Origin of the sequence: Prosthecobacter sp., from assembly GCF_044226605.1 — a bacterium.
In the GTDB taxonomy this organism is placed as follows: domain Bacteria; phylum Verrucomicrobiota; class Verrucomicrobiia; order Verrucomicrobiales; family Verrucomicrobiaceae; genus Prosthecobacter.
The window spans coordinates 1-26071 of sequence record NZ_JBGAGS010000007.1; the positions used below are offsets into that span (position 1 = coordinate 1).

General features: G+C 58.5%; 22 protein-coding genes. 12 read left to right on the plus strand and 10 right to left on the minus strand.

Translation table 11 applies throughout. The features are described from left to right. On the plus strand, positions 1-530 hold a 530-nt coding region (locus ACILSO_RS10605; protein ID WP_395737372.1), incomplete at its 5' end, for a chorismate-binding protein. Here ACILSO_RS10605 and ACILSO_RS10610 read toward each other — a convergent pair. From ACILSO_RS10610 to ACILSO_RS10620, 3 genes are all read right to left on the minus strand, one after another. Next, entirely contained in the window at positions 527-3313 is a 2787-nt protein-coding gene (locus ACILSO_RS10610) for a pentapeptide repeat-containing protein (protein WP_395737373.1), read from the minus strand. The genes ACILSO_RS10605 and ACILSO_RS10610 overlap by 4 nt on opposite strands. Before the next feature lie 412 nt (positions 3314-3725). Then, positions 3726-4043 (minus strand): hypothetical protein, encoded by a 318-nt coding sequence (locus ACILSO_RS10615; RefSeq protein WP_395737374.1) that lies wholly within the window; start codon positions 4041-4043, stop codon positions 3726-3728. Between the two features lie 103 nt (positions 4044-4146). Further along, a complete protein-coding gene (locus tag ACILSO_RS10620; RefSeq protein WP_395737375.1) occupies positions 4147-5493 on the minus strand; it encodes a hypothetical protein in 1347 nt (448 codons plus the stop codon). A 223-nt stretch (positions 5494-5716) separates the two neighbouring features. Here ACILSO_RS10620 and ACILSO_RS10625 point away from each other — a divergent pair, with 223 nt between their 5' ends. The 4 genes from ACILSO_RS10625 (at position 5717) to ACILSO_RS10640 (ending at position 10424) form a co-directional block, all read left to right on the plus strand. Continuing rightward, the gene (locus tag ACILSO_RS10625) at positions 5717-6508 is read left to right on the plus strand and encodes an NIPSNAP family protein (protein WP_395737376.1); all 792 of its coding nucleotides are present in this window, start codon (positions 5717-5719) and stop codon (positions 6506-6508) included. Positions 6509-6705: 197 nt separating this feature from the next. Beyond that, positions 6706-8043, plus strand: coding sequence for an SBBP repeat-containing protein (locus ACILSO_RS10630; RefSeq protein ID WP_395737377.1), 1338 nt, complete (start codon positions 6706-6708; stop codon positions 8041-8043). Positions 8044-8240: 197 nt separating this feature from the next. Next, positions 8241-8714, plus strand: coding sequence for a 3D domain-containing protein (locus ACILSO_RS10635; protein WP_395737378.1), 474 nt, complete (start codon positions 8241-8243; stop codon positions 8712-8714). Between the two features lie 135 nt (positions 8715-8849). After that, on the plus strand, positions 8850-10424 hold the full coding sequence (locus ACILSO_RS10640) for a long-chain-fatty-acid--CoA ligase (RefSeq protein ID WP_395737379.1): 1575 nt from the start codon (positions 8850-8852) through the stop codon (positions 10422-10424). 26 nt (positions 10425-10450) lie between these two features. Here ACILSO_RS10640 and ACILSO_RS10645 read toward each other — a convergent pair whose 3' ends face one another. From ACILSO_RS10645 to ACILSO_RS10665, 5 genes are all read right to left on the minus strand, one after another. Continuing rightward, complete coding sequence (locus ACILSO_RS10645; RefSeq protein ID WP_395737380.1) at positions 10451-11239, minus strand: ThuA domain-containing protein; 789 nt, start codon at positions 11237-11239, stop codon at positions 10451-10453. A 21-nt stretch (positions 11240-11260) separates the two neighbouring features. Further along, positions 11261-12271 (minus strand): hypothetical protein, encoded by a 1011-nt coding sequence (locus tag ACILSO_RS10650; protein ID WP_395737381.1) that lies wholly within the window; start codon positions 12269-12271, stop codon positions 11261-11263. 79 nt (positions 12272-12350) lie between these two features. Then, positions 12351-12629 carry a hypothetical protein gene (locus ACILSO_RS10655; protein ID WP_395737382.1) on the minus strand — a complete coding sequence of 93 codons (279 nt, stop codon included), beginning with the start codon at positions 12627-12629 and terminating at the stop codon, positions 12351-12353. Positions 12630-12639: 10 nt separating this feature from the next. After that, positions 12640-14280, minus strand: coding sequence for a fumarate hydratase (locus ACILSO_RS10660; RefSeq protein WP_395737383.1), 1641 nt, complete (start codon positions 14278-14280; stop codon positions 12640-12642). A 37-nt stretch (positions 14281-14317) separates the two neighbouring features. After that, on the minus strand, positions 14318-14704 hold the full coding sequence (locus ACILSO_RS10665; protein WP_395737384.1) for a molybdenum cofactor biosynthesis protein MoaE: 387 nt from the start codon (positions 14702-14704) through the stop codon (positions 14318-14320). A gap of 180 nt (positions 14705-14884) precedes the next feature. Between ACILSO_RS10665 and ACILSO_RS10670 the strand changes: the two genes are divergently transcribed. From ACILSO_RS10670 to ACILSO_RS10680, 3 genes are all read left to right on the plus strand, one after another. After that, a complete protein-coding gene (locus tag ACILSO_RS10670) occupies positions 14885-19696 on the plus strand; it encodes a PVC-type heme-binding CxxCH protein (protein ID WP_395737385.1) in 4812 nt (1603 codons plus the stop codon). A gap of 21 nt (positions 19697-19717) precedes the next feature. Next, positions 19718-19978 (plus strand): hypothetical protein, encoded by a 261-nt coding sequence (locus ACILSO_RS10675; RefSeq protein WP_395737386.1) that lies wholly within the window; start codon positions 19718-19720, stop codon positions 19976-19978. A gap of 94 nt (positions 19979-20072) precedes the next feature. Then, positions 20073-20549, plus strand: a complete 477-nt coding sequence (locus tag ACILSO_RS10680) for a TlpA disulfide reductase family protein (protein WP_395737387.1) — start codon at positions 20073-20075, stop codon at positions 20547-20549. A gap of 17 nt (positions 20550-20566) precedes the next feature. Here the strand turns inward: ACILSO_RS10680 and ACILSO_RS10685 are convergent, their stop codons facing one another. Next, complete coding sequence (locus ACILSO_RS10685; protein WP_395737388.1) at positions 20567-22048, minus strand: PLP-dependent transferase; 1482 nt, start codon at positions 22046-22048, stop codon at positions 20567-20569. Between the two features lie 166 nt (positions 22049-22214). Between ACILSO_RS10685 and ACILSO_RS10690 the strand changes: the two genes are divergently transcribed. Further along, positions 22215-22664 carry an ExbD/TolR family protein gene (locus tag ACILSO_RS10690; protein WP_395737389.1) on the plus strand — a complete coding sequence of 150 codons (450 nt, stop codon included), beginning with the start codon at positions 22215-22217 and terminating at the stop codon, positions 22662-22664. 10 nt (positions 22665-22674) lie between these two features. Here ACILSO_RS10690 and ACILSO_RS10695 read toward each other — a convergent pair whose 3' ends face one another. Beyond that, on the minus strand, positions 22675-23841 hold the full coding sequence (locus tag ACILSO_RS10695; protein WP_395737390.1) for a trans-sulfuration enzyme family protein: 1167 nt from the start codon (positions 23839-23841) through the stop codon (positions 22675-22677). A gap of 81 nt (positions 23842-23922) precedes the next feature. Here ACILSO_RS10695 and pyrH point away from each other — a divergent pair, with 81 nt between their 5' ends. From pyrH to ACILSO_RS10710, 3 genes are all read left to right on the plus strand, one after another. Then, the gene (gene pyrH / locus ACILSO_RS10700; protein WP_395737391.1) at positions 23923-24660 is read left to right on the plus strand and encodes a UMP kinase; all 738 of its coding nucleotides are present in this window, start codon (positions 23923-23925) and stop codon (positions 24658-24660) included. Between the two features lie 35 nt (positions 24661-24695). Continuing rightward, positions 24696-25262, plus strand: coding sequence for a ribosome recycling factor (frr, locus tag ACILSO_RS10705; RefSeq protein ID WP_395737392.1), 567 nt, complete (start codon positions 24696-24698; stop codon positions 25260-25262). 102 nt (positions 25263-25364) lie between these two features. Then, a complete protein-coding gene (locus ACILSO_RS10710; protein ID WP_395737393.1) occupies positions 25365-26042 on the plus strand; it encodes a UDP-N-acetylglucosamine diphosphorylase in 678 nt (225 codons plus the stop codon). Positions 26043-26071: the final 29 nt, after the last annotated feature.

The window sequence follows — 26071 nt, forward strand, 5'->3', positions numbered from 1 at the left end:
CCGCCCGCGATGAGGCCGCCGTCCGCGAACTCACCACCTCCCCCAAAGAACGCGCCGAACTCCTCATGATCACCGACCTCCAGCGCAACGACCTCGGCCAGGTCTGCGAATTCGGCAGCGTCTCCGTCCCCGATCTCTGGCGCGTCGAAAGCTTCGCCCAGGTCTTCCACCTCGTCTCCACCGTCACCGGCACCCTCCGTCCCCACATCGATCACGTCGATGCCTTTCGCGCCTGCTTCCCCGGCGGCAGCATCACCGGCGCCCCAAAAAAACGCGCCACCGAAATCATCACCGAACTCGAGCCCCACCCCCGCTCCCTCTACACCGGCGCCATCGGCTGGTTCGGCTTCGACGGCCGCAGCCAATGGAACATCGCCATCCGCACCGCCGTCCAAAAAGCCGACCAAATCACCTTCCACGTCGGCTCCGGCATCGTCGCCGACTCCGTCCCCCAGCACGAATACGAAGAAACCCTCCACAAGGCCGCCGGGATACTCGCCGCCGCGGGAGGAGGGAAAATAAGACGTTAATCGTGTTCAGATTTTGTTAAGGATGGCATATACACCATTTTCAAATCACCATGTTTGAAACCCAGTGGAAACTGGGTATGCTGGTCAAATTGAGCGCCGGTCAAATCCGCACCAGTTAGATCTGCGTCGGCGAAGATAGCTCCTCTGATATCACACTGAATCAACTTGGCATTTAATAAAATGCAGCCTGAAAGGTTGGCGCGATAAAAATCGCATCGAGTCAAATCTGCATTATCAAACTTTGAAAGAGAAAGGTTAGAGTTCGAGAAGTCACATACTGTGAGGGATGCATTTTGGAATTCACTTTTATCTAACTTACGCTTAGCCATTTTAAGCTCTGTTGCTCGTGCTCCTGGGCCAATTAGCCCCGCCCTAGCAGTGTTGAAATTTTTAGGCCACGTGGTCTTGCTATCACAACGAGCGTTGACAAATATTGCACTATCGAAAATAGCCAGCTCAAATCTACATCCGCAAAGATTCGCATCTTTAAAGTTTGCTTTGTTGATGCGACATTTGTCGAATGAAGATCCTTGCATGTTAGCACCTTCAAAAATAGCATCTTCAGCCTTTGAATCGTCAAAGTTGCACTCAATACACTCTGCGTTGGAAAAGTTGGTGCAACTTAATTGTGCAAAATTGAATTTTGCTTTGGTTAAATTTGATTTGTGAAATGTAGCAGACCTTGCATTCACTTCAATGAAAGAAGCGTTTACTGCAACACAGCCATCAAAACTAGTACTAACGCAAGTCGCATTTTCAAAATTAGCGCTATCAAGATCAGATCCTTCAAAGGTTGCATTTGTTGTATCTGCAGCAATAAATTGAGAGCCTTTGAACTTTGAACCGCTCATTATTGCGCGGCAGAGCCTCCCTTCGTTAAACTGCGCCATCATAAAAGCTGCATTTACAATTTTTGCCTCGACGAATGAACTTCCTAGTAGTTTGCCATTCAATCCCCTTGCAGCAGTAAAATCAGCTCCGTCGAAACTGGCATTTTCTGCGCTAACACCTTCCATATCGCAGCGTTCAAACAAACCATGGTTTGCGTTAATGCCGTCCAATTTGCATTGGGCCATGGACGCTCTAGAAAAGTTTCCATGTGTTAATTTTGAATTACATAGATCAGCTCCCGTTAAGCGTGACTTTTGAAAATCGACTTCTTCTAGTTCTGCGTTTTGCAAATCGACATCTGCCAATAGGGCATCCGAAAAGCAAATCCTATCTCCTTTGATTCGTCTAAGGCAAGCCCCGTTAAGTTGCGCACGCGCAAAATTTGCTCTAGTGAGCAGGCTTTTAGTTAAATTCACAGCGGATAAATCAGCATCGCTAAAATCTGCGTTTTCTAGATTTCCTTCAAGCAATATGGCACCACTGAAGCTTGATCCAATCGCTGTGACATCGCGAAAGTTTGAGTGCCGTGCCTCGACCAAATCGAATTTGATGTTGCTTAAGTTAGCTCCTGCAAAATTTGCATTTGGAAGTTTACTACAGCTTAAATCAGCGAATGCTAATGTAGCCACCGAGAAATCTGCAGATGCAATCTGACAATTCGACAAACCTGCCGAAGTGAGATCTAGTGTCTTGCACTTTTTATGCTTACGATAGCGAATCAGATCGCTTAGAAAGTTAACAATTTGATCTGAATTTTTATTCGGAAAAGGATTTTCAGCCAAAAAAGTTGCGACGAAAAATTCGAGGATGGAGTAGTGAGCAAATTTGTATGATCCAAAAGACGTCTTGTGCAGAAGAGAACGTCCTTCTATTGACATGTCATCTAACATGCGCGCGCAATCGTTGGATGCATATATTTGCTGCAGGGAAACATAATCGATGTCCCGGGCTTTTGTTGCATACAGATGGTTGGCAATAAATGTACAAGTCTCGAAAAGCGCCTTTTTATCTTTAACTCTTCCTTTTCTCAACTCCCGATTTAGCCACTCATCCACCAGAGATTCATATAAGCCATAACTGTGTTCAATGAGTTCTTTTCGTTCGAGCAAAAAATCTACATAGGATAGCAGCATTGGACGGAATTTCAGCGTGTTCATACGCGTGACTATTCCAAAGGCGTTGGCCCTTACTTCTGGTGTATCGAAACGCTTTTCTAAATACTCTTGTACCTGTTCTAGCGAGAAGGGCGATAGGAAAAGTTTAGAACAGTAAAAGCCATGAAGTTCAACTTGCCCTGGCACGCGGCCGTCTTTTTCGTGTTCGTCTGGGAAAAATTGCGTCCTGCAAGTTATTATAACTTTAAAAAAGTGTTTTGTGGCTATTAAAATGCTCTGGAGCCTTGCATAAAAACTTGTCCACGCTTCGGGATCTTCATCGAGTGCATCTAATAATAGTATAGTTTTCTGCGGTTCTTTTATGGCATTAATTTTGTCGATTGTATCTAAACCAAGCTTCATCAAGCGCACTTCAGAGTCGCGTTTTTGCTTGGCTAAATGGACAATTTTTAACATAATCAAAAGCGAGCTCTTGCCCATGCCAGCATCAGAGAGGATAAATGCGTGAGAGAAACGAGCCGACCCCGCGAGAAATCTATCGAGGAGATCGAAAACCTTGCCTTTTGCCACAAGGCCAGTATTATCTTCATCGAGGTCTGCGGGGTTTACATTCTGGGCATCTGGGATGACGTAATAGGGCACCAAATTTTCTAGCGGCCCAAACACACGCTCGATTTCCTGGACTTCTTCAGCTTGCGATTTCTTGAGGTCAAATAACCTATTAAATCCATGCTTAACGAGGTCGGTTATTTCCTTGAGTAAAAAAGCTTCGAACATATTAAAAGGTGGTTGCAGTTAAATTCAGAATAACAAAAATACGTTTATTTTTTACGATAATTGCACTTTTATTTGTTTTGTCCTAATCGGAAAGCGAGTCAGCTTGCAAAAAATCGACAAATTATCAGCCTATAAATAGCCCTATTGGCTCGACCTTTCACACCACAAAAGATCCTGCCCAAAACCCTTTCTCCGAACTCCGAAAAAAATTTCTACTCAAATCGCTTCACACTTCCGTCACCCTCTACAGCCCACCCATAAGCTGCACATCCTTCAGTCTCCCCAACCGGTGCTCCCCAATCACCCACACCTGCAATTTCCCAGGCTTCTTCAGCAGCCCCGCCGGAATGTCGGCACACGGCGGCGTCCAGAAACAACCGTCGAGACAGCCTCAGCAGTTCGCATAGCGTGTTTAGGCATTGCGGCTTTTATCATTGGATTGAGGTAACGGCGGTGGAACCGAAGGGCGTGTCGGCGGTGGATTTTTTTTGGCGCGCAACTCTGCGATGAGTTGGCGACCCATAATGATAAACCCGAGTAGCACAGCGAGGCCCAGCAAACCTTTGCCGACGTATTCCCCAACCTGGTTGCTGAGGGCTTCATTGCTGGCATCGTCGTGACGAAACCAACCAAGAACAAGCTTCGTGATCGCTGTTGCCGCGATCATCATCAGAGCGATCAAGACGAAGCATCCGAGCTTGGCAAGTTTGTGTTTGATGAACTCCCACATGAAGAAGAGGTATATCAACGACTAACTTTTGGATCAGCAACAAATTGCGCAGAGCTGACAAAAAGTCGGTTTGTGCGCAAGGTCTTCGTCATTTGCAGCCTGCTCATTCCCCTTTGACCTGCACATCCTTCCTCACCTTCAGCCTCCCCAGCCGGTGCTCCCCAATCACCCACACCTGCAATTTCCCAGGCTTCTTCAGCAGCCCCGCCGGAATGCTCACAACCCCCGCGCGCCGCTCCTCCGGACTTAGAACGATGGGATGCCGCCCATAGCTGTCCCCTTCATTGAAGAGATACACAGCCGCGATCGGAATGTTCTCGCTGCGGAACGTCACCTGCCATTCCTGGGCCAGCGACACACTTCCCTCCGGCAAATTCAAATCCAGATCGCACACCGCAAATTCACACGCAGCACTGACCGAACCATCCGGCCGCAGCACATGCGCCGTGTAGTCCCCACAGTCCGTGAAGCTACGCTCCACCACACCCGGCCCGCTCAGCGCCACTTCCTCCACGACCTGACCATCCCGCTTGATGACCAGCGCCTTCACCCCCAGCCCATCCCGGTCCATCACGTTCATCTTCACCGGCTTTCCCTTCTGATACGGCACCCAGTCCCCAAGATCCAGCAGCAGCGTGCGATTAATCTCCGGTCTTCTCGCATCCAGCTCATAATTCGGGAACTGCAAAGACTCAGCCCGGTTCCCACCTCTCCAAGCATCCAAATCCGTGATGCGAAAAAGCTGCTTGTTCCGGTGCTTCAGATGCGCCTCAAAAGCCTCCGCGCTGCGATCCGTCGTCTTCGTCGTCATCGGCCGGCTCTCCTCCACCCGCACCGAAGTCACGTGTCCCTGCGCATCCTTCGTCACCGCCGTCACCATCTCCACATGCGAGCCATCTCTCTCCGTCGTGTGCGGCGTGTAGATCACATCCCCCACCTGCGCCGCCTCAGCCCCCTGCGGCTGCACCAGTTCGACCCCTTTCCCCACCGTCGGCCCCTGCCGCCGGCTCACCTCCGGAATCGCACACTGCAGCGCATAGCTGGTAAACGACGAGCACACCGTCCCATAAAAGCTCGCCGCATTCGCCGTCTTGCCCGCGAGACTTTGCGAATACAGCACACTCAGCGGATTCTCCACCGCCGCCAAAAACGTCCTCAAATTGATGTCAAAGCCGATGTATCTCCCATCCGCCTTCACGCTCGAATAAGGCACCCCGACATACTCCTTCCCCTTCTCAAAAAAGCCCCCATTCCTCTCCGGCATCGTCCCCGCCACCGGCGTCCACCTCACCTGCGAAAGAAGATGCGCATGCTCCGCCGCCGCCTTCTGCCACTGTCCCACCCCCGCCGTCCCCGATTTCAAACCATCCTCCGCCACGACATCCCCCGAGGCACAAAGAAAGAGAGAAGCTGTGGCAACAAGGCGAAGCTGAACATGAACCGCGATCATAAGGACGTGAGTGCTGCCATACAAAACTGCGCCCGAAGCTCGAACTATCGCATCGCCCACTTTGCATCCCCCAGTTTGGAATCCTTTCCGCGTATTCCGTGTGTTGATTCGCTCTCGCTCACCCTTCGGGCTCCTTTCAGTCGTCTGTCTCGCTGCTGCTCGGCTCCGTAGGCCATCCATTCTGATAAGCCCGCCTTTCCACCGCCGTTTCTTCCACCCTCTCATGAAGCGCCTCACCTTCCTCGCCCTCGCTCTCTCCACTCTCTTCGCCCCGCTCCTCCAAGCCGCAGACGCCGCGCCCTCCCCCGTTTACGAACTCCGCATCTACACCTGCAACGAAGGCAAGCTCGACGCGCTTCTCTCCCGCTTCCGCGACCACACCTGCAAGCTCTTCGAAAAGCACGGCATGAAAAACATCGGCTACTGGGTGCCGGTGGATGAAGAGAACGGCTCCAAGACCACCCTCATCTACGTCCTCGAACACAAAAGCCGCGACGCCGCCAAGGAGAGCTTCAAAGCCTTCGGCCAAGACCCCGACTGGCAGGCCGCCCGCAAAGCCAGCGAAGAAGCCGGCAAGATCCTCGCCAAGCCCCCGGAATCCATCTTCATGACCACCACCGACTACTCCCCGCCGGTGGCCATCGCCAAAAGCGGCAAGCCCCGCGTCTTTGAAATGCGCACCTACACCACCAAAGACGGCAAGCTCGACGCCCTCCACTCCCGCTTCCGCGATCACACCATGAAGCTCTTCGAGAAACACGGCATGACCAACCTCGCTTACTGGACCCCCACCGACGCCGACAAAGGCGCCGGCAAAAAACTCATCTACATCCTCGCTCACGACAGCAAAGAAGCCGGCCTCGCCTCCTTCACCGCCTTCCGCGCCGACCCCGACTGGATCAAAGCCAAAGCCGCCAGCGAAGCCGCCAACGGCGGCTCCCTCACCATCGAGCCCCTCTCCGAAGGCGTGAAAAGCATCTACATGAAAGCCACCGACTTCTCCCCCATCCAATAAGACGAGAATCAACGCAGCGCTTCTGTTCTGAGTACGTAGTTCGGGCTTCAGCCCGCTCCGGAATCGTCGCGTCACCCAAAATTCGAAACCAGCCAGGACACGTATTGTAGTACCGGCTTTAGCCGGGATCCGGAGGCTTTCTTCTCGCAAGCAGATCTCAAATCACTCCACCCTGACTCGCCCGCAACATCAGTCCCATGCGTTCCCTCTGCCTCGCCCTCCTCGCCACCTCCCTCCACGCCGCAACACCCACCGTCGAATGGGTCGCCGCCGGCGGTGGTGCCAAGAGCGACAAAACCCGCGCCGTCACCTTTGACCGCGAGGGCAATGTCTTCATGGCCGGCGAGACCACCGACGACGGAACCTTCGGCGACCAGAAACGCACCGGCCTCGGCAGCACCGACTTCTTCCTCACCAAAGTCTCCCCGGAAGGAAAGTTCCTCTGGGTCCGCAGTCTCGGCGGCAGCCTGGTGGACCGCGGCTATGGCGTCGCCACCGACCCCTCCGGCAACATCTACGTCACCGGTCACTATCAAAGCACCGATGCCCAGGCCAACGGCCAACTCCTACCAAACGCGGGGGACTACGACGTGTTTATTGCCAAATACGACACACAAGGTGCCCTCCTCTGGATCAAAACCGCCGGTGGAAAAGGCTACGATTACGGCCACGGCATCGCCGTCGATTCCAAAGGCGACATCGTCGTCACCGGCGCCGTCGCAGGCGAAGCTAAATTCGGCGACATCACCGTCAACGCCGGCAACACCACCCGACCCATCTTCTGCGCCAAATATGACCCCTCAGGCAACCTAAAGTGGGTCAAAGCAACCAGCGGCAAATTCAATGGCAGCGGCCACGGCCTCGGTGTCGATGCCAAAGACTGCATCTATATAGGGGGCAGCGGCGGCGGCGAAGGCTCAATGGATGGAATCACGCTGCAATCCAAAGCGCAGGCAGGCATCGTGTTGAAACTCACCCCCGAAGGCCAAGCCGTCTGGGCCTCCACGCTCCCCAGCGTACCCAGTGCCGGCTTCCACGAAATCACTGTCGATTCCACCGGCCGCTCCTGGTGCGCCGGAATGTTCAAAGGCGTCCTCAACGGCGGTCCCGTGCAGTCCACCGGAGACAAAGACAACGACGGCCTCCTCGCCCACTTCAGCCCCGAAGGAAAACTCGTCTGGTCCCACGTCCTCCAAGGTCCTGCCACAGACTATTGCCTCGGCGTCACCACAGACAACACCGGTCGTTGCTTCGTCACCGGCGAGTTTTCCGAGACCGCCACCTTTGCCGGGCAGACACTCAAGACACAAGGTGCCACAGACATCTTCACCGCCGCTTTTGACCCCAAAGGCGGTCTGGAATGGCTGCTCCAAAGCGGGGGAACGAAGGGGGACAACGCCTACTGCATGGCCTGGCACCCCTCCGGAAAGATAATTTTTTCGGGGGCCTGTGTCGCACCTGCGACATTCGGCGGGAAGACCATGGAATCTCCCGGCGGAGCCGAGGCTTACGGGGCGGTTTGGCTTTTAAAGTGACACGGTGGCACTAAAATCGGTGCTGTAAGAGTCCAAAACAGCGTTTTCGGCCTGTCCCGGCTACAAATCCGCGCGTTGACAGGGGTGTCGAACTGGACACCCTGCGCGCCCCTCAACCTGAACCCCCATTCGGGTGGGCGTGCCCCAACAACAAACCCTACTGATTGAATCCTACCACCCTTCTGTGCTTTGCTGCCATGTGCGTCTCCGCTGCCGCGGAAGAAGTTAAAAGCTCCTCCACCACCACAAACCCAGCTGGCACTCCAGGCCAGGTCATTGCAGGCGTCAAGACAACCGCCTACACCCACGACGAAGGCGATCACATCGAATACGGCGCGCGTACTGCCGCCGGAACTCCCCTCAGGCACGGCCAGATCCGCAGCGCTGCTGCCGACTGGTCCATCTACCCGGTGGGCACGGTGTTTCAGATCAAGGGCGATCCCTCGCTCTACGTCGTCGATGACTACGGTTCCGCCCTCGTCGGCACCCGGACCATCGATCTCTACAAGCCGACCTTCGGCATGATGCACAGCTGGGGCACGCGCCGCGTGACCATCCAGGTGCTCAAATGGGGTTCGTTTACCCGCAGCCTCGCCATCCTGAGGCCACGCGCCTATAAGGCCTGGCACGTGCGCGAGATGGTCGCCCGCATCGAGTCGCGTCAGGCATAGCCCATTCCCCAACCCCAAAACCTGAAGCCACGGAGCCGCATGGTCGGCTGCGTGGCTTTTTGCGGTGGGAGGGGCAGGGGCACTTTTCTCTCGCCTTTTTCAGCAGCCTTCGGCTAGGGTTTGCGTTTTCTCCCCATGGAAACACCTCTCTCGCCCCTCGACTTCGCCCGCCGTGCCCGCCGCTTGTACGCTGACCGCGAGGCCGTTGTGGACGGGGAGCGCCGCTTCACTTACCGGGAGTTCTTTGAGCGCTGCGACCGCTGGTCCGCCGCCCTTCAGGCCCTTGGCGTGAAGTCCGGCGAGCGGGTGGCCACCATCGCGCCCAATACGCATGCGCACCTGGAGGCCTTTTACGCCATCCCGCAGATCGGATCCGTCATTGTGCCGATCAATTTTCGTCTCACCGCCGCCGACTTCGCCTACATCCTGAACCACAGCGGAGCACGGGTCGTCTGTGTGCATGCGGATTACCTCGATGCCGTCGATTCCATTCGCTCCCAGGTGCCCGGGGTGCAGCATTTTGTGGCCCTCACCGGCAGCAAGCCCGGCTGGACCGACTACGAAGCCACGCTGGCGGCCTCCGCGCCCCATTTCACCGCCCCCGCCGAGATCAGCGAGACGGACATGATCGCCCTGAATTACACCAGCGGCACCACGGCGAATCCCAAGGGCGTGATGGTCTCCCATCGGAACACCGCCTTCAACATCATGGGCCACCTCATGCACACGCACCTCACCAGTGCGGACCGCTACCTGTGGGTGCTTCCCATGTTTCATGCCAATGGCTGGACCTTCGTCTGGACCGTCACCGCCGTGGGTGGGAAGCATATCTGCCTCCCCAAGGCCGACCCCCGGCTCATCTTTGATGCCATTCGCCACGAGGGCTGCACCCTCCTCTGCGCCGCGCCCACCGTGCTCATCGGCATGGCCAATGCGCCGGAGGAAGTCCGCCAAGGTGCCCCACGCGGCGTCCGCGTCATCACCGCCGGCGCACCACCCGCTGCCGCCACCATCGAGCGCATGGAGGGCGAGCTCGGCTGGGACATCACGCACGTTTACGGCCTCACGGAGGTCTCCCCTATCGTCACCATCAGCGAGTCGCGTCCCGAACACGCCCAGCTCACTCTCCGTGAACGTGCCGTCATCAAGGCCCGTCAGGGTGTTGAATACCTCGCCAATGCCGAGGTCCGCGTGGTGGATGACGACGGCCACGAGGTGGCCAAAGACGGTGCCTCCATGGGCGAGATCATCATCCGCGGCAATGCGGTGATGAAAGGCTACTACAACGACCCCGCAGCAACCGCCAAGGCCATCCGCGGCGGCTGGTTTTACAGCGGAGACGCCGCCGTGGTGCATCCAGACGGCTACATCGAAATCCGCGACCGCTGGAAGGACATCATCATCAGCGGCGGGGAAAACATCTCCTCTGTGGAAGTCGAAGGTGTCCTCCTCCGCCACCCCGCCATCCAGGAATCCGCCGTTGTCGGTCTCCCCCACGAAAAATGGGGCGAAACCCCGCAGGCTTTCATCGTCCTGCGCCCTGGTGCCACCACCACACCCGAGGAGCTACGCCTCTTCTGCCGCGAGCACCTGGCCCACTTCAAAGTCCCCCACGGCTTCGAGTTCATCCCCGAACTGCCCAAGACAGCCACGGGGAAGATTCAGAAATATGTGCTACGCGGAGGCAGGGCGAACATGGCCAAGCAGTAATAGGGAAGGCGTGCGCTCGCCGGATCTTAATGCCCCGCAAGCTTCCCATCCTCCACGTGAACGGTGCCGCCGCGCACCTCGATCTTCTCCCTCGCCTGCTCCACCGGCACGTGGCGAGGTGCGTTGGCGGGTTCGCCTTGCGGGCGTGCCCAGCGGATGCCGTTGGCAATGACGCGCTGCACATCCGGGTGGTGGTAGATGGGATACACCTCATGTCCGGGGCTGAAGTAAAAGATGCGGCCGCTGCCCCGCGTCCAAGTGGCGCCGCTGCGAAAAACTTCGCCTCCTTGAAACCAGGAGACGAAAATCAGATCGTCGGGCGTCGGAATGCCAAAGGGCTCGCCATACATCTCCGATTGCTCGATCTCGATGCAGTCACCGATGCCCGCCGCGATCGGATGTCCCGGATTCACCTTCCACACCCGCTCCCGTTCGCCCGCCTCGCGCCAGCACAGGGCGCAGCTGGTGCCCATGAGTCGCTTGAAGACTTTGGAGAAATGCCCCGAGTGCAGCACAATCAGCCCCATGCCTGCGAGCACCCGCTGCTGCACCCGAGTCACGAGTTCATCGCTCACCTGATCATGCGCCGCATGGCCCCACCACAGCAGCACGTCCGTCTGGTCCAGCACCACCGGCGGCAGTCCCTGCTCCGGCTCATCCAGCGTGGCGGTGTGGATGTGGAAGTTGCCGTGTTTGGAAAGCGCCTCCGCTAGCGCCCCGTGAATGCCCTTGGGGTAAATGGCCGCCACGGCGGCATTCTGCCGTTCGTGGACAAACTCGTTCCAGATCGTGACGCGGATGGGGGAGCTTTGCATGAAAAGAGGAGGCTGGGCGGATCACTTCGTCTTCGGCGTGAACTTCTGCACGCGATGATTGTAGCTATCTACGACGAAAAGGTCTCCGTGGCTGTTGATGGCGATGCCATGCGGGGCATAAAAGTGCCCGGGTTCGGTGCCCTGGGGCTCGCCAAAGCCGCCGAGGTACTTCCCCTCCGGGGTGAAGCACTGCACGCGCCCGCTCACGGCGGTCACCCAGAGCCGGCCTTCGTGATCAAAGCAAAGGCCGATGGGGCCGACGAGGCCTGCCTTGAAGGCCGTGAACTTCCCGCCAAAGCCGCCCGGTTTGTCCTCCAGCGTCCCCCAGGCCAGCAGAGGGTTGCCCTCCGGTGAAAACTGCTGCACCCGGCCCACGCTTGCCTCCGTGGTGAAGACGCTGCCATCCTGCCCCAGCGCGATGAAATTCGGCCCGCCCACGCGCGATTTGGGATTCGTGTTTCCGCCGAACTGCCCCGGCTGCACACCGTATTCGCCCCACTTGCGCAGGAATTTGCCTTCGCGGTCAAACACCTGCACGCGGCGGTTCGTCTGATCCGCCACATACACCTCGCCCGTCTTGCTGATGGCGATGCCGCCGGGGAAATCAAACTGGCCGTCCTCCTTCCCGCTGGTGCCCCATTCGCGGATGAACTCGCCCTGCTGCGAATACACGCTCATCCGGTCCGGAGTCTTCGTGTCCTTGGTCAGTCGCGAGACCGGAAAGTGGCTCAGGTAAATCCGGTCTCCATCCAGGGCAATGCCGCCCGGATTCGGCAGTACCGCGAAGTGCGCCAGCAACTTGCCGTTCGCATCAAACTTCTGCACCCGGCTGTTGTAATGATCCGCCACAAACACCTCATCCGCCGCATTGATGGCGATGCCGATGGGGATGTTGAATTCGCCCGGCGCTTCACCCTCCTTGCCCCAAGTGGTGATGAATTTAGCCGTGATCGGATGAGGATCATCTGAATGCGCCAGTATCGGGACAAAGCTGCCGAGCAGCAGCAGAGAAAGCAGACGGGAGGCGCTCATTGGTCGGGAGCTTAATAACGCAGCGGTCAACAGCCACGTTGCAAGGAGCGCGTTAGCACGAGCCGGAGGCTCGAAGAGCTCAGGCATTCACGATTTTCATCACGGTTCCTCCAGCAGGAAAAACGTGATAGCCGCAATGCTCGGTAAACATACCAATCTCTCCAAGGCTCTCGTCATGGATGGCGAAGGCATATTGAAAACGGACTTCTGATTCGTCCTCGAATCGGAGAACAAGCGTCGTGCCACCTGGAAAGTCTTCAGCCCCCAGTCGGTCACGTCCCTTACGGCGTAAATGCTCCAACAGCCTGGCCTGCCAGCGTGCGGGCAGATCTTGCAACAGGTCTGTTGGAGTTTTCATCAGCCTCTTCTCAATGCTTCACCGAACAGCCCGGACCCACGGTCTGGAAGAAGTCATTGCCCTTGTCATCCACGAGGATGAAGGCGGGGAAGTCTTCGACTTCGATCTTCCAGATGGCTTCCATGCCGAGTTCGGCGAACTCGACGACTTCGACCTTCTTGATGTTTTCCTTGGCCAGAATGGCGGCGGGGCCGCCAATGCTGCCGAGGTAGAAGCCGCCGTGCTTTTTGCAGGCATCGGTGACCTGCTGGCCGCGGTTGCCCTTCGCGATCATGACCATGCTGCCGCCGTGGCTCTGGAAGAGCTCCACGTAGCTGTCCATGCGGCCGGCGGTGGTGGGGCCGAAGCTGCCGCTGGGCATGCCGGCGGGGGTTTTGGCCGGGCCGGCGTAGTACACGGGGTGGTTCTTGAAGTAATCGGGCAGCGGCTTGCCGGCATCCAGCATTTCCTTCAGCTTCGCATGGGCGATGTCGCGGGCCACGATGATGGGGCCATTGATGAGGAGGCGCGTGGTGGTGGGGTATTTGCTCAGCTCCGCGCGGATCTCGGCCATCGGGCGGTTCGTGTCGATGCGCACGGCGTTGGTGTCCTTGCGATGGCGCAACTCTTCGGGGACGTAGGGCAGGGGATTCGTTTCGAGCTTTTCAATGAACACGCCATCCCGCGTGATCTTGCCCTTGGCCTGACGGTCGGCGGAGCAGGAGACGCCGATGCCGATGGGCAGGGAGGCGCCGTGGCGCGGCAGGCGGACCACGCGCACATCCAGCGCGAAGTATTTGCCGCCAAACTGCGCGCCGATGCCGCACTCGCGCGCGGCCTGCAGCATCTGGGCTTCCAGCTCCACATCGCGGAAGGCGCGGCCGTGTTCGTTGCCGGTGGTGGGGAGGTTGTCGTAGTACTTGGTGGAGGCGAGCTTGACGTGCTTCATCGTGGCTTCCGCGGAGGTGCCGCCGATGACGAAGGTCAGGTGATAGGGCGGGCAGGCGGCGGTGCCGAGAGAGGTCATTTTGTCGCTGAGGAACTTCACGATGCTCTTCGGATTGAGCACGGCGCGGGTTTCCTGATACAGGTAGGCTTTGTTTGCGGAGCCGCCGCCTTTGGCGATGAAGAGGAACTTGTACGCGTCGCCATCCGTGGCGTAGAGATCGAGCTGCGCGGGCAGGTTGGTGCCGGTGTTCTTTTCATCAAACATGTTCAGCGCCGCGTTCTGGGAGTAGCGCAGGTTGTTCTCCGTGTAGGCGAGATAGACGCCCTTGGAGAGCGCGGCCTCATCGCCGCCACCGGTCCACACCTGCTGGCCTTTTTTGCCCATGATGATGGCGGTGCCGGTGTCCTGGCAGAAGGGCAGCAGGCCTGCGGAGGCCACGTCGGCATTCTTGAGCATCGTCAGCGCGACCATGCGGTCGTTCTCGCTCGCCTCGGGGTCATCCAGAATGGCGGCCACCTGCTTCAGGTGCTTGGGGCGCAGGAAGAAATTGATGTCGTGAAAGGCTTGGTTGGCCAGCAGGGTGAGTGCCTCGGGATTCACCACGAGCACCTCCTTCTCGCCAAATTTCTGCACGGAGACGTGTTCCTTGGTCAGCAGACGGTATTCCGTGTCGTCGGTTCCGAGTTCGAGAAGTTCCTGGTAGTGAAAGGGGGGCGTGGGCATGGGGAGGGGAGAGCAGTTTGAAATAGGTTAAGAATCTTCAAAGCGCAAAAACAGGCTTCTTCCAGATCGGCACGCGGGTCTTGATCTCCTTCAAATACCAGCGGCACAGATCAAACGACTCCCCGCTGTGCTTGGTGCGCACGCGGATGAGGATGCTGGGTTGCTCTGAGGCCACAAAGCCGAGGCGGTGCTGGATGAAGACGCGATGCGGGCCGTGGTCGCGCTGGCCGTGATCGATGAGCTCCTGCAGCATCTTTTCCGCCATGGGGAGGTAGGCGCTGTAGTCGATGCCGGAAATGGTGCGGTCGTCCTCGATGCCACGCACGACGCCGAGAAACTGTGCCTCCGCTCCCTCGCCCGGCTGGAATTCAGTGGGCGTGGTGGGAATGGGGTCTGGGCTGAGAACGAAGCTGGCGGGGGGCATGGAGGGTGGAAGCACTACCACAAAGTTCACCGAGAGGCACAGAGATATGGTTCCGGAACTCTGTGTTTCTCTGCGTTCTCCGCAGTGAACTGCTTGGCTGGATTTTCCCAAACCATGGCCGATTCCTCATAAAACTTGTCTGTTCACAGGCATTTCTGATAGCGTTTGGTTCTCACAACCATGAAACGCCTGCTTCTCCTCGCTTTCGCTGCGGCCACGACCGTTCACGCCGCCACCCAGATCACCTGGAAACGTCAGCAGCTTCACGGAGATTTTTATTCCGAAGGCGCGGCGATCGGCGACATCAATGGAGATGGCAAACCGGACGTCGTCGCCGGACCGTTCTGGTGGGAGGGGCCTACGTTTGAAAAGAAGCACGCCTACTACGAGCCGAAGATCTTCAGCATCAATGGCTACTCGGACAACTTCTTCGCCTACGTCTATGACTTCAATGCGGACAAGAAGAACGACATTCTCATCCTCGGCTTTCCTGGCAAGGAGGCGCGGCTGTACCTGAATCCCGGCACGCATGATGACAATCCCTGGCCCATGCACATCGTGGCCGATGTGGTGGACAATGAATCGCCCGTCTTCACCGACATCACGGGCGACGGCAAACCGGAGATCGTGTGCAGCACCGGCGGCAAATTCGGCTGGTTCGCGCCGCACTGGGACAAGCCGACGGAGAAGTGGCCCTTTGTGGCCGTGACGGAGGACGTGAAGGTGGCGAAGTTCACGCACGGACTGGGGGTGGGGGATGTGAATGGCGATGGGAAAATGGATCTGCTGGAGGCGCGGCGGTGGTGGGAACAGCCCAAAATAGAGATTCTTCCAGGCCAAACTCGGGCATTCTCTCCCGACCTCGCTGCAAAGATGCGGCAGCAAATCGAGATGCACTGGTCGCAGCATAACTTCGCCGCAGGCATCGGCGGTGGTGCGCAGATGTTTGTGTATGACTTTGATGGGAACGGCACCAACGACGTCTTCACCAGCCTCGCCGCGCATCGCTATGGAGTGGCGGTTTACCTTCAGCAAAAAACCACGCTGCCTGCCAGCGCAAATGCAGTCGTTGGAGGGGTGAAGCAGGAGGTGAGCGGAATTTTGAACGTCGGCCCAACGTGGCAGCGCGTCATGCTGGCCAGCGAGCAGCCGCAGGACAACGACTACGGCATCGTTTTCTCCCAGCCGCATGCCGCGCATCTGGCCGACATCGATGGCGACGGCGTAAAGGACATTGTCACCGGCAAGCGCTACTGGGCGCACAATGGGCACGATCCCGATGAGCGTGGTGCGCGAGTCATTTACTGGTACCAAACCAAGCGCGATGGCAAAGGCGGCGTCGATTTCGTGCCGCACCTCGTGGATGCCGAAAGCGGTGTGGGCGTGGACGTGCAGGTGGGCGATGTGAATGGCGACCAGCTTCCCGACATCGTGGTGGGAAACAAAGCCGGTGTTTACATCCTCACGCAGGAGCGCAAGGACACTACGGCGGACCTGACACCCAAGAAGATGTACGGCCCAGCGCTGAAGCCGCAGAAAGATTATGCGAAAGGTCTGTCACCGCAGGATGCCGTGAAGGCCATGCAGCTCCCCGGTGGCTTCAAGGCAGAGCTGATCGCGAGCGAGCCAGACCTCGTGCAGCCCATCGCCTTCACCTTTGATGAGCGCGGTCGTATCTGGGTGGTGGAAGGCAACAGCTACCCAAAACCACGCGAAGTAGGCGCCGGGCAGGACCGCATCAAGATTCTGGAAGACAAAGATGGCGATGGTGTCTTTGAGACGAAGAAAATTTTCTGCGAAGGGCTGAATCTTGTGAGCGGCATCGAGCTTGGCTTTGGCGGTGTATGGGTGGGGGCGGCGCCGTACTTCATGTTCATCCCGCGCGATGGCGACAAGCCGCTGCCGCTCGGCAGTAACCGGGCCATTCCTGGCCCGTCAGATGGGGGCAAGAATGCCCCCGCTACTCAGGTCCCCGGCCTCAACTTCACCGCCTACGCCCTGCTCGATGGCTGGGGCAGTCAGGACACTCACGAGACATTGAACAGCTTCATCTGGGGCCCGGATGGCTGGCTCTACGGCTGCCACGGCGTCTTCACGCACAGCAAGGTCGGCAAGCCGGGTGCGCCGGATGATCAGCGCAAGCCCATCAATGCCGGCATCTGGCGCTACCACCCGGTGCGGCATGAGTTTGAAATCTTCGCGGAAGGCACCAGCAATCCCTGGGGATTGGACTACGACCAGCATGGCGAGTTCTTCGTCACTGCCTGCGTCATCCCGCACCTCTACCACATCGTGCCAGGTGGGCGCTACCAGCGGCAGGCGGGGCAGCACTTCAATCCTTACACGTATGAGGACATCAAGACCATCGCGGATCATGCGCACTACGCTGGCAATCCGCGACCCGACGTCTCCCACGACAAGTCCACCGGCGCCGGCATCGTGAACGATGACACGAACGCCCTTGGCGGCGGCCACGCGCACTGCGGTCTCGCCATTTATCAGAGCAGCCTTTTCCCGCCGACGTATCGCCATCAGCTTCTCTTCGGCAACCTCCACGGCCACCGTCTGGTCAGCAACTACACCGACCCCCACGCCAGCACCTACATCGGCAAACACGGCAGCGACTTCATGCGTGCCAATGACATGAACTTCATCCCCGTGACGCAGAAGGTAGGGCCGGATGGAGCTCTGTATGTCAGCGACTGGAGCGATGTGCAGATCTGCCACCGCGGCAGCAATGCGGTGGAAAACTGGGACCGCAGCAATGGGCGGATTTATCGCATCAGCTACGACGGCTGGAAGCCGTGGAAGGGCGATCTTGCGAAGGAAAATGATGAGGCGCTGGCGAAGCTGGCGGTGCAGACGGGGAACGAGTGGGAGTCGCGCATGGCGAGGCGGGTGCTGATGGAGAAGTTCCAATCGACTCCAGTAGAAGAAGAAAAAATCACATCCTTGCTGGTTAAGATCTTTTGGTCTGACGAAAAGCCCCCACAAGCAGTGACTGAAGAAGAAGCCATCCATCATCAATGGCTTGGCTTCATTTTAAGGCCTCAGACATATCTTCAAAAGCCAGTCATTGCTGCTCAGGATGCGTGGTTCGAGGCGCAGCGCATCCGACTGGCGGCATCACAGGTGGATTTCGCAGATACGGACCTTCGAGTCTTGAGTGATAGCGCTCAAAAAAATCCATCGCCCATCGTTCGCCGCGAACTTGCCTCCGCGCTCCAGCGCCTTCCTCAGGATCAACGCAAACCCCTCGCCACCGCTCTCCTCTCGCGCGGCGAAGACAAGGACGACCCCATGATCCCGCTGCTCATCTGGTATGGCATTGAGCCACTGGTGGGGGCGGATGCGAAGGCGGGTCTGGAACTCGCACGCGCTTCGAAGATGCCGAAGGTCACCGAATTCATCTACCGCCGTTTGTCGTCGGATGATGCGGGGCGTGCCTCGATCCTCTCCGAACTCACCAAGGAAACGGATGCAGCGAAGCGCGAGGCCACCTTGGCGATGATTCTGAACAGCGCCCGCAGTGCCGGGAAACTTACCATGCCCGCGGACTGGTCGGCGGTTTCGGCGAAGCTGGGAGATTCAAGCACAGTCCGCGAACTCAGCGCGCTGTTTGGCGATGAGGCGGCGGTGAAACAGTTCCGCGAACGTCTTGCTCTTTCCACTGCGCCTGTGAACGAGCGTGAGCACGCACTCGGCGTCTTGATTCAGACGGGCGATGCCGCCACGGCCAGGCTCTTGCAGCAGATTCTCCAGCAGGAGGTGCCGGCGTCCTTGCGCCGCAAGTCCATTCAGGCGCTAGCGTCGCTCAAAGATCCGGGGACGCCCGAGGTGCTGGGCGCGCTGCTTCCAAAACTTTCTGTCAATGAACTGCCGGATGCAGTGAACACGCTGGCCTCCACCAAGGAAGGTGCGAAGGAGTTGCTCAAGGCCGTCGAGGCCAAGACCGTGCCCGCAACCGCTCTCTCTCCGTTCCTCGTGCGCCAGCTCACCGCTTTCGATGACAAGGAAATCAATGCACTGATCAAATCCGCCTGGGGCGACGTGAATGCGCCGAAGGCAGACTTGGCCGAGCGCACGAAGAAGTTCCGGGAGCTCCTCACGCCCGCTGCTTTGGCGAAGGGAGATGTGGAGAAAGGCAAGATGCTCTTCACCGCCACCTGCGGCCAGTGCCACAAGCTCTTTGGCCAGGGGCAGAATGTGGGTCCGGACATCACCGGCAGCAATCGTGCTGACCTGAACTATCTGCTCGAAAATGTGCTGGATCCCAATGCGGTGATTGGCAAGGCCTACCAGCTCAATCTCTTCACCATGAAGGACGGCCGTGTGATGAGCGGTGTCATCAAGGAGGAAACGCCCGCCACCGTGCGCATCGCCATGATGGGCGGCGTGGAGTTCACGCTACCGCAGCCGGACATTGCGAAGCGCGAAGTGTCGAAGCTCAGCACCATGCCGGAGGGGTTGTTTGATGCGCTGAAGCCGGAGCAGGTCATCGATTTGGTGAAGTATTTGCAGAGCGGTGCGTCCGGACCGGCTAAAGCCGGTACTACAGTGCCCGGAGCGATCGAGGGCGAATCACTCAAGGTGCTGAGCAAAACCGGTGGCAATGCCAAGCCGCAGGGCATGGGTGGCTTTGGCGGAGACTGGAGCGGTGCCTCGCAGCTTTGGTGGACGGGTGCCAAGCCCGGGCAGAAACTTACGCTCGCGCTTCCAGTGAAGGAGAAGGGCAAATACCAGCTCAAGGCCGCGCTCACCCTGGCGAAGGACTACGGCATCATCGATGTCTCACTCGATGACAAATCCGTCGCTACTGCCTGGGACGGCTACAATGGCCCCAAAGTCATCCATAGCGATGAACTCGACTGGGGCACGCACGAACTCAGCGCTGGAGAGCATCAGCTGACCTTCACCCTCACCGGCAAGCACGCGGAAGCTGTGCCCGGGTTCATGGTGGGGCTGGACTATGTGAGGCTGGAGAAGAAGTGAAGGCGCGTGTTTCATACGTGCATGAGAGACCTGCAATCCACCCGCGCCATGTGGCTGAAAGGCTGGCTGTTTGTTCTCATCGGCCTCATGTCTGCGGCCATCCTGCTGTTTGAGAACTGGAGCTGGCGCACGGCTCTGTTGCTGGTGCTGTGCGTGTGGGGTTTCTGCCGGGCGTACTACTTTGCGTTCTACGTGATCGAGCGCTGGGTGGAGCCAGGGTATAAGTTCAGTGGGCTGGCGCACTTTCTGAGTTACTGGTGGCGCAGGCGGCGGGGCAAGTGATGTGCTGATGCCGGGCACAATTTGGGGAATGGGCTTGCTTCGGACCCGCGTTTTTCATTTAATCGGATTTCCGAAACGCAACTTCTCGAACCTCATGAAAACAAAACTGATTCTGTTTGGGCTGCTTCTGAGCGGCTTCCTGGCCGTGGAAAACGCTGTGGCGACCGCCACCAAGGACAACAAAGGCACCGTCATCAAAGTGGATGACCTCAAGTTCAAAGAGAAGGCTCCGCCCTTCGCCGGCAAGCCGATGATCGTGGAGTTTTGGGCCACCTGGTGCCCGCCCTGCCGCTCCAGCATTCCGCATCTGAATGAGGTCTATAAAAAGTTCAAGCCGAAGGGCCTCGAAATCATCGGTGTGACCAATGAGGACCGCCCGACGGTGAATGCCTTTCTCAAGGACGTGCCCATCGACTACCACGTGGCTTTTGACAACGGCGGCAAGTTCAGCAAGCCCTTTGGCATCAAAGGCATCCCGCATGCCATGATCCTCGACAAGGATGGCAAGGTCGTTTGGGAAGGGCACCCGATGAGCCTGAAGGACAGCGATGTGGAGGCGGTCCTGAAGTAGCCTTCAGTGACGGGCGGTCACACCAGCGCCAGCGCTTCATCAAACCGCGAGATCAGATCCTGCGTGTCCTCCAGTCCGGCGGACACGCGGATCAGCCAGCGGCTCACGCCGCAGCTTGCAGCCCAGTCGAGCTCTTCGTAGTGGGCCAGCAGGGTGTAGGGGCACACCAGCGTGAAGTTGGTGCCAAGGCTCGGGCCTTTGCAGGCGCGCAGGGCATCGTAGAAGGGGGCGCTGGCCGTCTCGGGATTTTTGAGCGTGAAGGAGAAGAGGCAGCCGTGGCCGCCGTGCTCCCGGCGTATGTGTTCGTAGCCCTTGCCGCCATTGCTGCTGGCGTGCCAGACAGCATCCACTTTCGGGTGCGTGCGCAGGTGATCGGCCAGAGCCTGCGCGTTGCGGCTCATCGTGTCGGCACGCTGGGTGAAGTCGCGGCTGTTGTGCTCCAGCGCCACGGCATCGCCGCGCCAGAGTTCGTGGTCGGCGTGCGCAGCAAGGAAGGCGGAGAAGGCGGCGTGATGCGGGGAGTTGCGATTCAGCACGACGCTGCCTGCCAGTACATCGCCTGCGCCGGAGAAGCTCTTGGTCAGGCTGGAGGTCACCACATCGGCCACACGATGGGCATCCACATGCGCCACGGTGGAAATAGTGTCATCCACGATGATCGGCACGCCCGGCTGCGCGTCGGTCCGGATGGAAAGCAGGCGCTCAAAGTCCACGCAGCGCAGCAGGGGATTGCTCGGTGCCTCGCAGAAGATGCCGGCGATCGGCTCCTTTTGCAGCAGTGAGCGCAGGTCGTCGTACTCGCTGTCTTTCACCAGCGGCATGAAGTGCGCGCCGCTGCCAAAGAACTGCTGCAGCTTCAAAACATCCACGTAGGGGAAGTCGAGCTGCACCGTTTTCCGATTCGGAAAGAGATGCGTCAGCATGCGATGCACGGCGTAATTCGCCGCCATGCCGGAGGGGAAGAGAAACACGTCCTCAGGCTGCTGCCCCGCCAGTGTAGCGATGCGTTCGCGGATGGAGCGGTTCGCGGCCTTGCCCTCTTCGGCGGTGGCTTCGCTCTTGTGTTCGCCCAGGGCATCGCAGGCCTGGCGGGTGCTCACGCATTCGCCGCAGAAGCGCCAGAACTTGCGCGCCTGCACATAGCTGTCCGCCGGAAACACGGCCACGCCGAGCTGATGCGCGGTCCATTCCACCGCACGGCCGGTGCCAATGAATTTCACACAGCGCTCCGCATGCACCACACGCGGGAAGACAAGGCAGCGTTCCCCGGGCGCGGCAAATTCCTTTTCCGCCGCAGCAAACAGGCGCGTGATGGCGGGCGGGCAGCAGAAGCGTGGGTACCCAGATTTGAACTTGGAAACGATCCGCTGATCTCCCTCCTCATAACCAACCACATGCTCCCACAGCGGTAGGCACACGGACACGCCAAGCTCATGGTCAGGGATCGCCTTGCCGAGGTCTTCAGCGTTGCAAAGAGGATGGGTAAACAGATCGGTCATTTTGGGGGGCGGGATTGTTCTACAGGGCGAGGCGGGAGGCAACGGGAATGAAGGTGCAAACTCGCGCCAGATCGCACCCCAAGATGACTTAGCACACGGCCGTCACGCTCAGGCGATGATAGCAAGGCGATGCATCCAGTTCGAACCGGTAGACCTCTCCTTCTACATGGCATGGCTGGCGTTTCTGGCGGTCTCGCTTTCGTGGATCGGGTTGGGAATGCTGATGCATTCCCTCGCGTGGCAAAAACAGGAAAGGGACATACCCCTGCTCTTGCACGCTGCCGGTGCGTCCGAGCTCCTGCCGAATCGAGCCCAGTCTCCTGAGATCGTGATCCGGGAGGATGGTGAACTGGAAGTGGATGGCCACTTGTATGATACGGCATCAAGCAGGTCTCTGCCGGACTTGAGGAGAATGATTGCAGCACACCGACTCAAGGCGGGAGCCTCCAAGATCGTGATCTTCGTCGAAGCCCGGGCCAGCTATGAGCGGCTGATTGATGTGATGAACGCTTTTCTCGCCTGCAAAAGTAACCGCTATCACACGGTCATTTTGTCGCCACCGGTCGGATCGAAAATGCCTTCTGCGAGAGGTCCCCAGGAAGAGCCGGTTCGTTGAAAAGCGCAGTCTATTTCTTCGCTTTCAGCGCACGCTCAATGTCCTTCCACAGATCCTCCACGTGCTCGATGCCGACGGAGAAGCGCACGAGGCCATCGGTGACGCCGGCGGCTTCGCGGGCATCTTTGGGGATGGAGGCGTGGGTCATGCTGGCAGGATGGGCCACGAGGCTTTCGATGCCGCCGAGGCTCTCCGCTTGCGTGAAGAGGCGGAGGCGGCGGATGAAGGCCAGGGTGTCAGCGTAGCTGAGGCCGAAGTCGGCCAGCAGCATGCCGCCGCCGGCGGTCATCTGCTTCTTCGCCAGCTTGAACTGCGGGTGGCTCTTGAGGAAGGGGTACTTCACGCTCTTCACACCTTTACGGCCTTCCAGGCGCTGGGCGAGTTCGAGGGCGTTGGAGCAGTGGCGCTCCATCCGCACGGCTTCGGTCTTGGCACCGCGGGAGGTCAGCCAGGCATCGAAGGGGCTGGGCTGCAGGCCGATCGCTTTTTGCGCAAAGATCATCTTTTCCTGCCACTCGTCGGAGTTGGTGCACACCGCACCGCCCAAGCAGTCGCTGTGGCCGTTGGTGTATTTGGTGGTGCTGAGCAGGGAGAGATCGGCACCGAGATCCAGCGGCTGCTGCAGCAGGCTGGAGGCGAAGGTGTTGTCCATGGCAACGATGGAACCGACTTTGTGGGCGGCTTCGCTGATGGCCTTGATGTCGAGGATTTTCAGCAGGGGATTCGTTGGCGATTCAAGCCAGACGAGCGCGGGCTTGAGGCGGGCGATGAGGTCGCAGTTCTCTGGATTGGTGAGGTTGGCGTATTTGATCTTCACGCCAAAGCGCTTGAGCACTTTTTCAAAGATGCGGTAGGTGCAGCCGTAGATCTGCTGCTCGGAGAGGATGGTATCGCCTGTCTTGAGAGAGAAAAGGATGGCGGAGATGGCGCTGAGGCCGCTGGCAAAGACGGTGCTGTGCTTCGCATTTTCCAGGCTGGCCAGCGTGGTCTGCAGGTTGCGGAAATTGGGATTCCCTGAGCGCGTGTAGTCAAAGCTGCCGGGGTTCCCGCTCTCGAAGGTCGAGGTCATGTAGATCGGCGGGATCACCGCGCCGGTTTCGCTGCGGTAGTCCTGGCCCACGTGGATGGCGCGTGTCTCGAAGCGAGCGTCTGAGGGGATGGTTGGGTCGTCCTTCATGATGTAGCGGGATGTGTGACATGCAGATTTAGCTTTGCAAGGCCCCGGCGCGCATGCTTTATGAGTTAAATCTGATCTTTCATGGCCGACACTACAGCTCCCCGAAAATTCCGTCGCGTTCTGCTCAAACTCAGCGGTGAAGCCCTGAGAGAACCCGGCAGCACGGACAACATCTCCCCGCCCATCGTTGAAGACATGGCGGCGCAGATCAAAGCCGCACATCAAACCGGCCTCGAAATCGCCCTCGTCGTGGGCGGCGGGAATTTCTGGCGCGGCATCACCGCCAGCAACAAAGGCATGGAGCGCGCCACCGCCGACTACATGGGCATGCTGGCCACCGTGATGAATTCCCTGGCTGTGCAGAGCATGCTCGAAGCCATGGACGTGCCCACCCGCGTGCAGAGCGCCATCAAGATGGACAACGTGGCCGAGCCCTTCGTGCGCCGCAAAGCCATGCGCCATCTGGAACTGGGCCGCGTGGTCATCTTCGCCGCTGGCACGGGCAATCCTTTCTTCTCCACGGACACCACCGCCGCGCTGCGTGCCAGCGAGATCAATGCGGAGATCGTGCTCAAGGCCACCAAGGTGGACGGCATCTACGACAGCGATCCGAACAAAAATCCGAATGCGGTGAAGTTTGACCGCGTGAGCTTCCATGAGTGCCTCACCCGCCAGCTCAAGGTGATGGATTCCACCGCCTTCTCCCTATGCATGGAGAACAACATGCCCATCGGCGTGTTCAGCATGAACGAACCTGACAACATCCGCCGCGCGCTCATCGGCGAATACATCGGGACAATGGTGGATGCCAAAGGCTGAAACCGCCCCAACCCAAACTAGAGAGACCGACTGCTATGGACCCTGAACTGACGATGATGGAGGCCGACGAGGCCATGACGAAGGCCGTGGAGCACGCTATTCACGAATTTGCCACCGTGCGCACCGGCAAGGCCTCCCCCACACTGGTGGAAAACATGGATGTGCATGTGATGAGCTACGGCAGCCACATGAAGCTCAAGCAGCTGGCCATGATCACCACGCCGGACGCCCGCCTCATCCGCATTGAGCCCTTTGATTCCTCCACGCTGCAGGACATCGACCGCGCCATCCGCGAATCCCGCCTGGGCCTCAATGGCAGCATCGAGGGCAAGGTCATCCGACTGCCCATCCCCGCCCTCTCCCAGGAGCGCCGCGAGCAGATGGTCAAAATGTGCAAAACCCTGGGCGAAGACGCCCGCGTGCGTGTGCGCTCCGCCCGCCGCGATGCGCTGGAAACGATCAAGAAAGGCGAGAAGGACGGCCACATCACCGAAGACGACCTGCACCGCATGGAAAAGGAAATCCAGACCATGACGGACAAAAAGATCGCCGAGATCGACCAGCACGTCGTTTCGAAGGAGAAGGAAATTCTGACGGTGTAAGCCGACGTGGTTTCAAGTTTAAGGTTAAAAGTTTCAAGTTCACCCTGAGACACCGCCGCTGAAAACTTGAAACTTTAAACCTGTAACTTCGAACTTTTTCGGATGTTCCCCGCCCGCGATTACCTCGACCTCACTCACACCAAGCACGGCATCCTTTTTCCGGATGACTCGCCGGTGTGGACGGCGCTGGCGCGGATCGAGTCGTATCTGGACTTCCGCCTGCAGCGGGAGATCCGCACGCAGGTGCCGCCGGGAGCGTTCATCGGCGAGGATGTTTTCATTGATGAGGGCACCACGCTGGAGCCTGGAGTGGTGATCAAAGGGCCCGCCTGGATCGGGCGGAACTGCCAGCTTCGCGCGGGCTGCTACATCCGCGAGAACGTCATCATCGGCGACGGCTGCGTGCTGGGAAACTCCTGCGAATTCAAGAACTGCGTGGTCTTTGATGGATGCGAAGTGCCGCATTACAATTATGTGGGAGACTCCATCCTCGGCCACAAGGCGCATCTGGGCGCAGGCGTCATCCTTTCCAACGTGCGGCTGGACCGCCTGGAAGTCACCGTGAAGACGGACAGCGACGTCATCCCCACCAGCCTGCGGAAGTTTGGCGCCATTGTGGGAGACTACGCGGAGATCGGCTGCAACAGCGTCATCAGCCCCGGCAGCATCATCGGTCGTCGCAGCATCGTCTATCCGCTCACGCATTTCAGCGGCGTGCTGGAGGCAGACCTCATGCTTAAGACACGCCAGACCCAGCAGGTGGTGAAACGCCGGAGATAGCGACGGGATTGAATACAAATACGGCGGCG

Bases quoted from the DNA above. Each gene is read 5' to 3' on its own strand.
- ACILSO_RS10610 (WP_395737373.1), bottom strand. From the start codon at position 3,313: ATGTTCGAAGCTTTTTTACTCAAGGAAATAACCGACCTCGTTAAGCAT.
- ACILSO_RS10615 (WP_395737374.1), bottom strand. From the start codon at position 4,043: ATGTGGGAGTTCATCAAACACAAACTTGCCAAGCTCGGATGCTTCGTC.
- ACILSO_RS10620 (WP_395737375.1), bottom strand. From the start codon at position 5,493: ATGATCGCGGTTCATGTTCAGCTTCGCCTTGTTGCCACAGCTTCTCTC.
- ACILSO_RS10625 (WP_395737376.1), top strand. From the start codon at position 5,717: ATGAAGCGCCTCACCTTCCTCGCCCTCGCTCTCTCCACTCTCTTCGCC.
- ACILSO_RS10630 (WP_395737377.1), top strand. From the start codon at position 6,706: ATGCGTTCCCTCTGCCTCGCCCTCCTCGCCACCTCCCTCCACGCCGCA.
- ACILSO_RS10635 (WP_395737378.1), top strand. From the start codon at position 8,241: ATGTGCGTCTCCGCTGCCGCGGAAGAAGTTAAAAGCTCCTCCACCACC.
- ACILSO_RS10640 (WP_395737379.1), top strand. From the start codon at position 8,850: ATGGAAACACCTCTCTCGCCCCTCGACTTCGCCCGCCGTGCCCGCCGC.
- ACILSO_RS10645 (WP_395737380.1), bottom strand. From the start codon at position 11,239: ATGCAAAGCTCCCCCATCCGCGTCACGATCTGGAACGAGTTTGTCCAC.
- ACILSO_RS10650 (WP_395737381.1), bottom strand. From the start codon at position 12,271: ATGAGCGCCTCCCGTCTGCTTTCTCTGCTGCTGCTCGGCAGCTTTGTC.
- ACILSO_RS10655 (WP_395737382.1), bottom strand. From the start codon at position 12,629: ATGAAAACTCCAACAGACCTGTTGCAAGATCTGCCCGCACGCTGGCAG.
- ACILSO_RS10660 (WP_395737383.1), bottom strand. From the start codon at position 14,280: ATGCCCACGCCCCCCTTTCACTACCAGGAACTTCTCGAACTCGGAACC.
- ACILSO_RS10665 (WP_395737384.1), bottom strand. From the start codon at position 14,704: ATGCCCCCCGCCAGCTTCGTTCTCAGCCCAGACCCCATTCCCACCACG.
- ACILSO_RS10670 (WP_395737385.1), top strand. From the start codon at position 14,885: ATGAAACGCCTGCTTCTCCTCGCTTTCGCTGCGGCCACGACCGTTCAC.
- ACILSO_RS10675 (WP_395737386.1), top strand. From the start codon at position 19,718: ATGAGAGACCTGCAATCCACCCGCGCCATGTGGCTGAAAGGCTGGCTG.
- ACILSO_RS10680 (WP_395737387.1), top strand. From the start codon at position 20,073: ATGAAAACAAAACTGATTCTGTTTGGGCTGCTTCTGAGCGGCTTCCTG.
- ACILSO_RS10685 (WP_395737388.1), bottom strand. From the start codon at position 22,048: ATGACCGATCTGTTTACCCATCCTCTTTGCAACGCTGAAGACCTCGGC.
- ACILSO_RS10690 (WP_395737389.1), top strand. From the start codon at position 22,215: ATGGCATGGCTGGCGTTTCTGGCGGTCTCGCTTTCGTGGATCGGGTTG.
- ACILSO_RS10695 (WP_395737390.1), bottom strand. From the start codon at position 23,841: ATGAAGGACGACCCAACCATCCCCTCAGACGCTCGCTTCGAGACACGC.
- pyrH (WP_395737391.1), top strand. From the start codon at position 23,923: ATGGCCGACACTACAGCTCCCCGAAAATTCCGTCGCGTTCTGCTCAAA.
- frr (WP_395737392.1), top strand. From the start codon at position 24,696: ATGGACCCTGAACTGACGATGATGGAGGCCGACGAGGCCATGACGAAG.
- ACILSO_RS10710 (WP_395737393.1), top strand. From the start codon at position 25,365: ATGTTCCCCGCCCGCGATTACCTCGACCTCACTCACACCAAGCACGGC.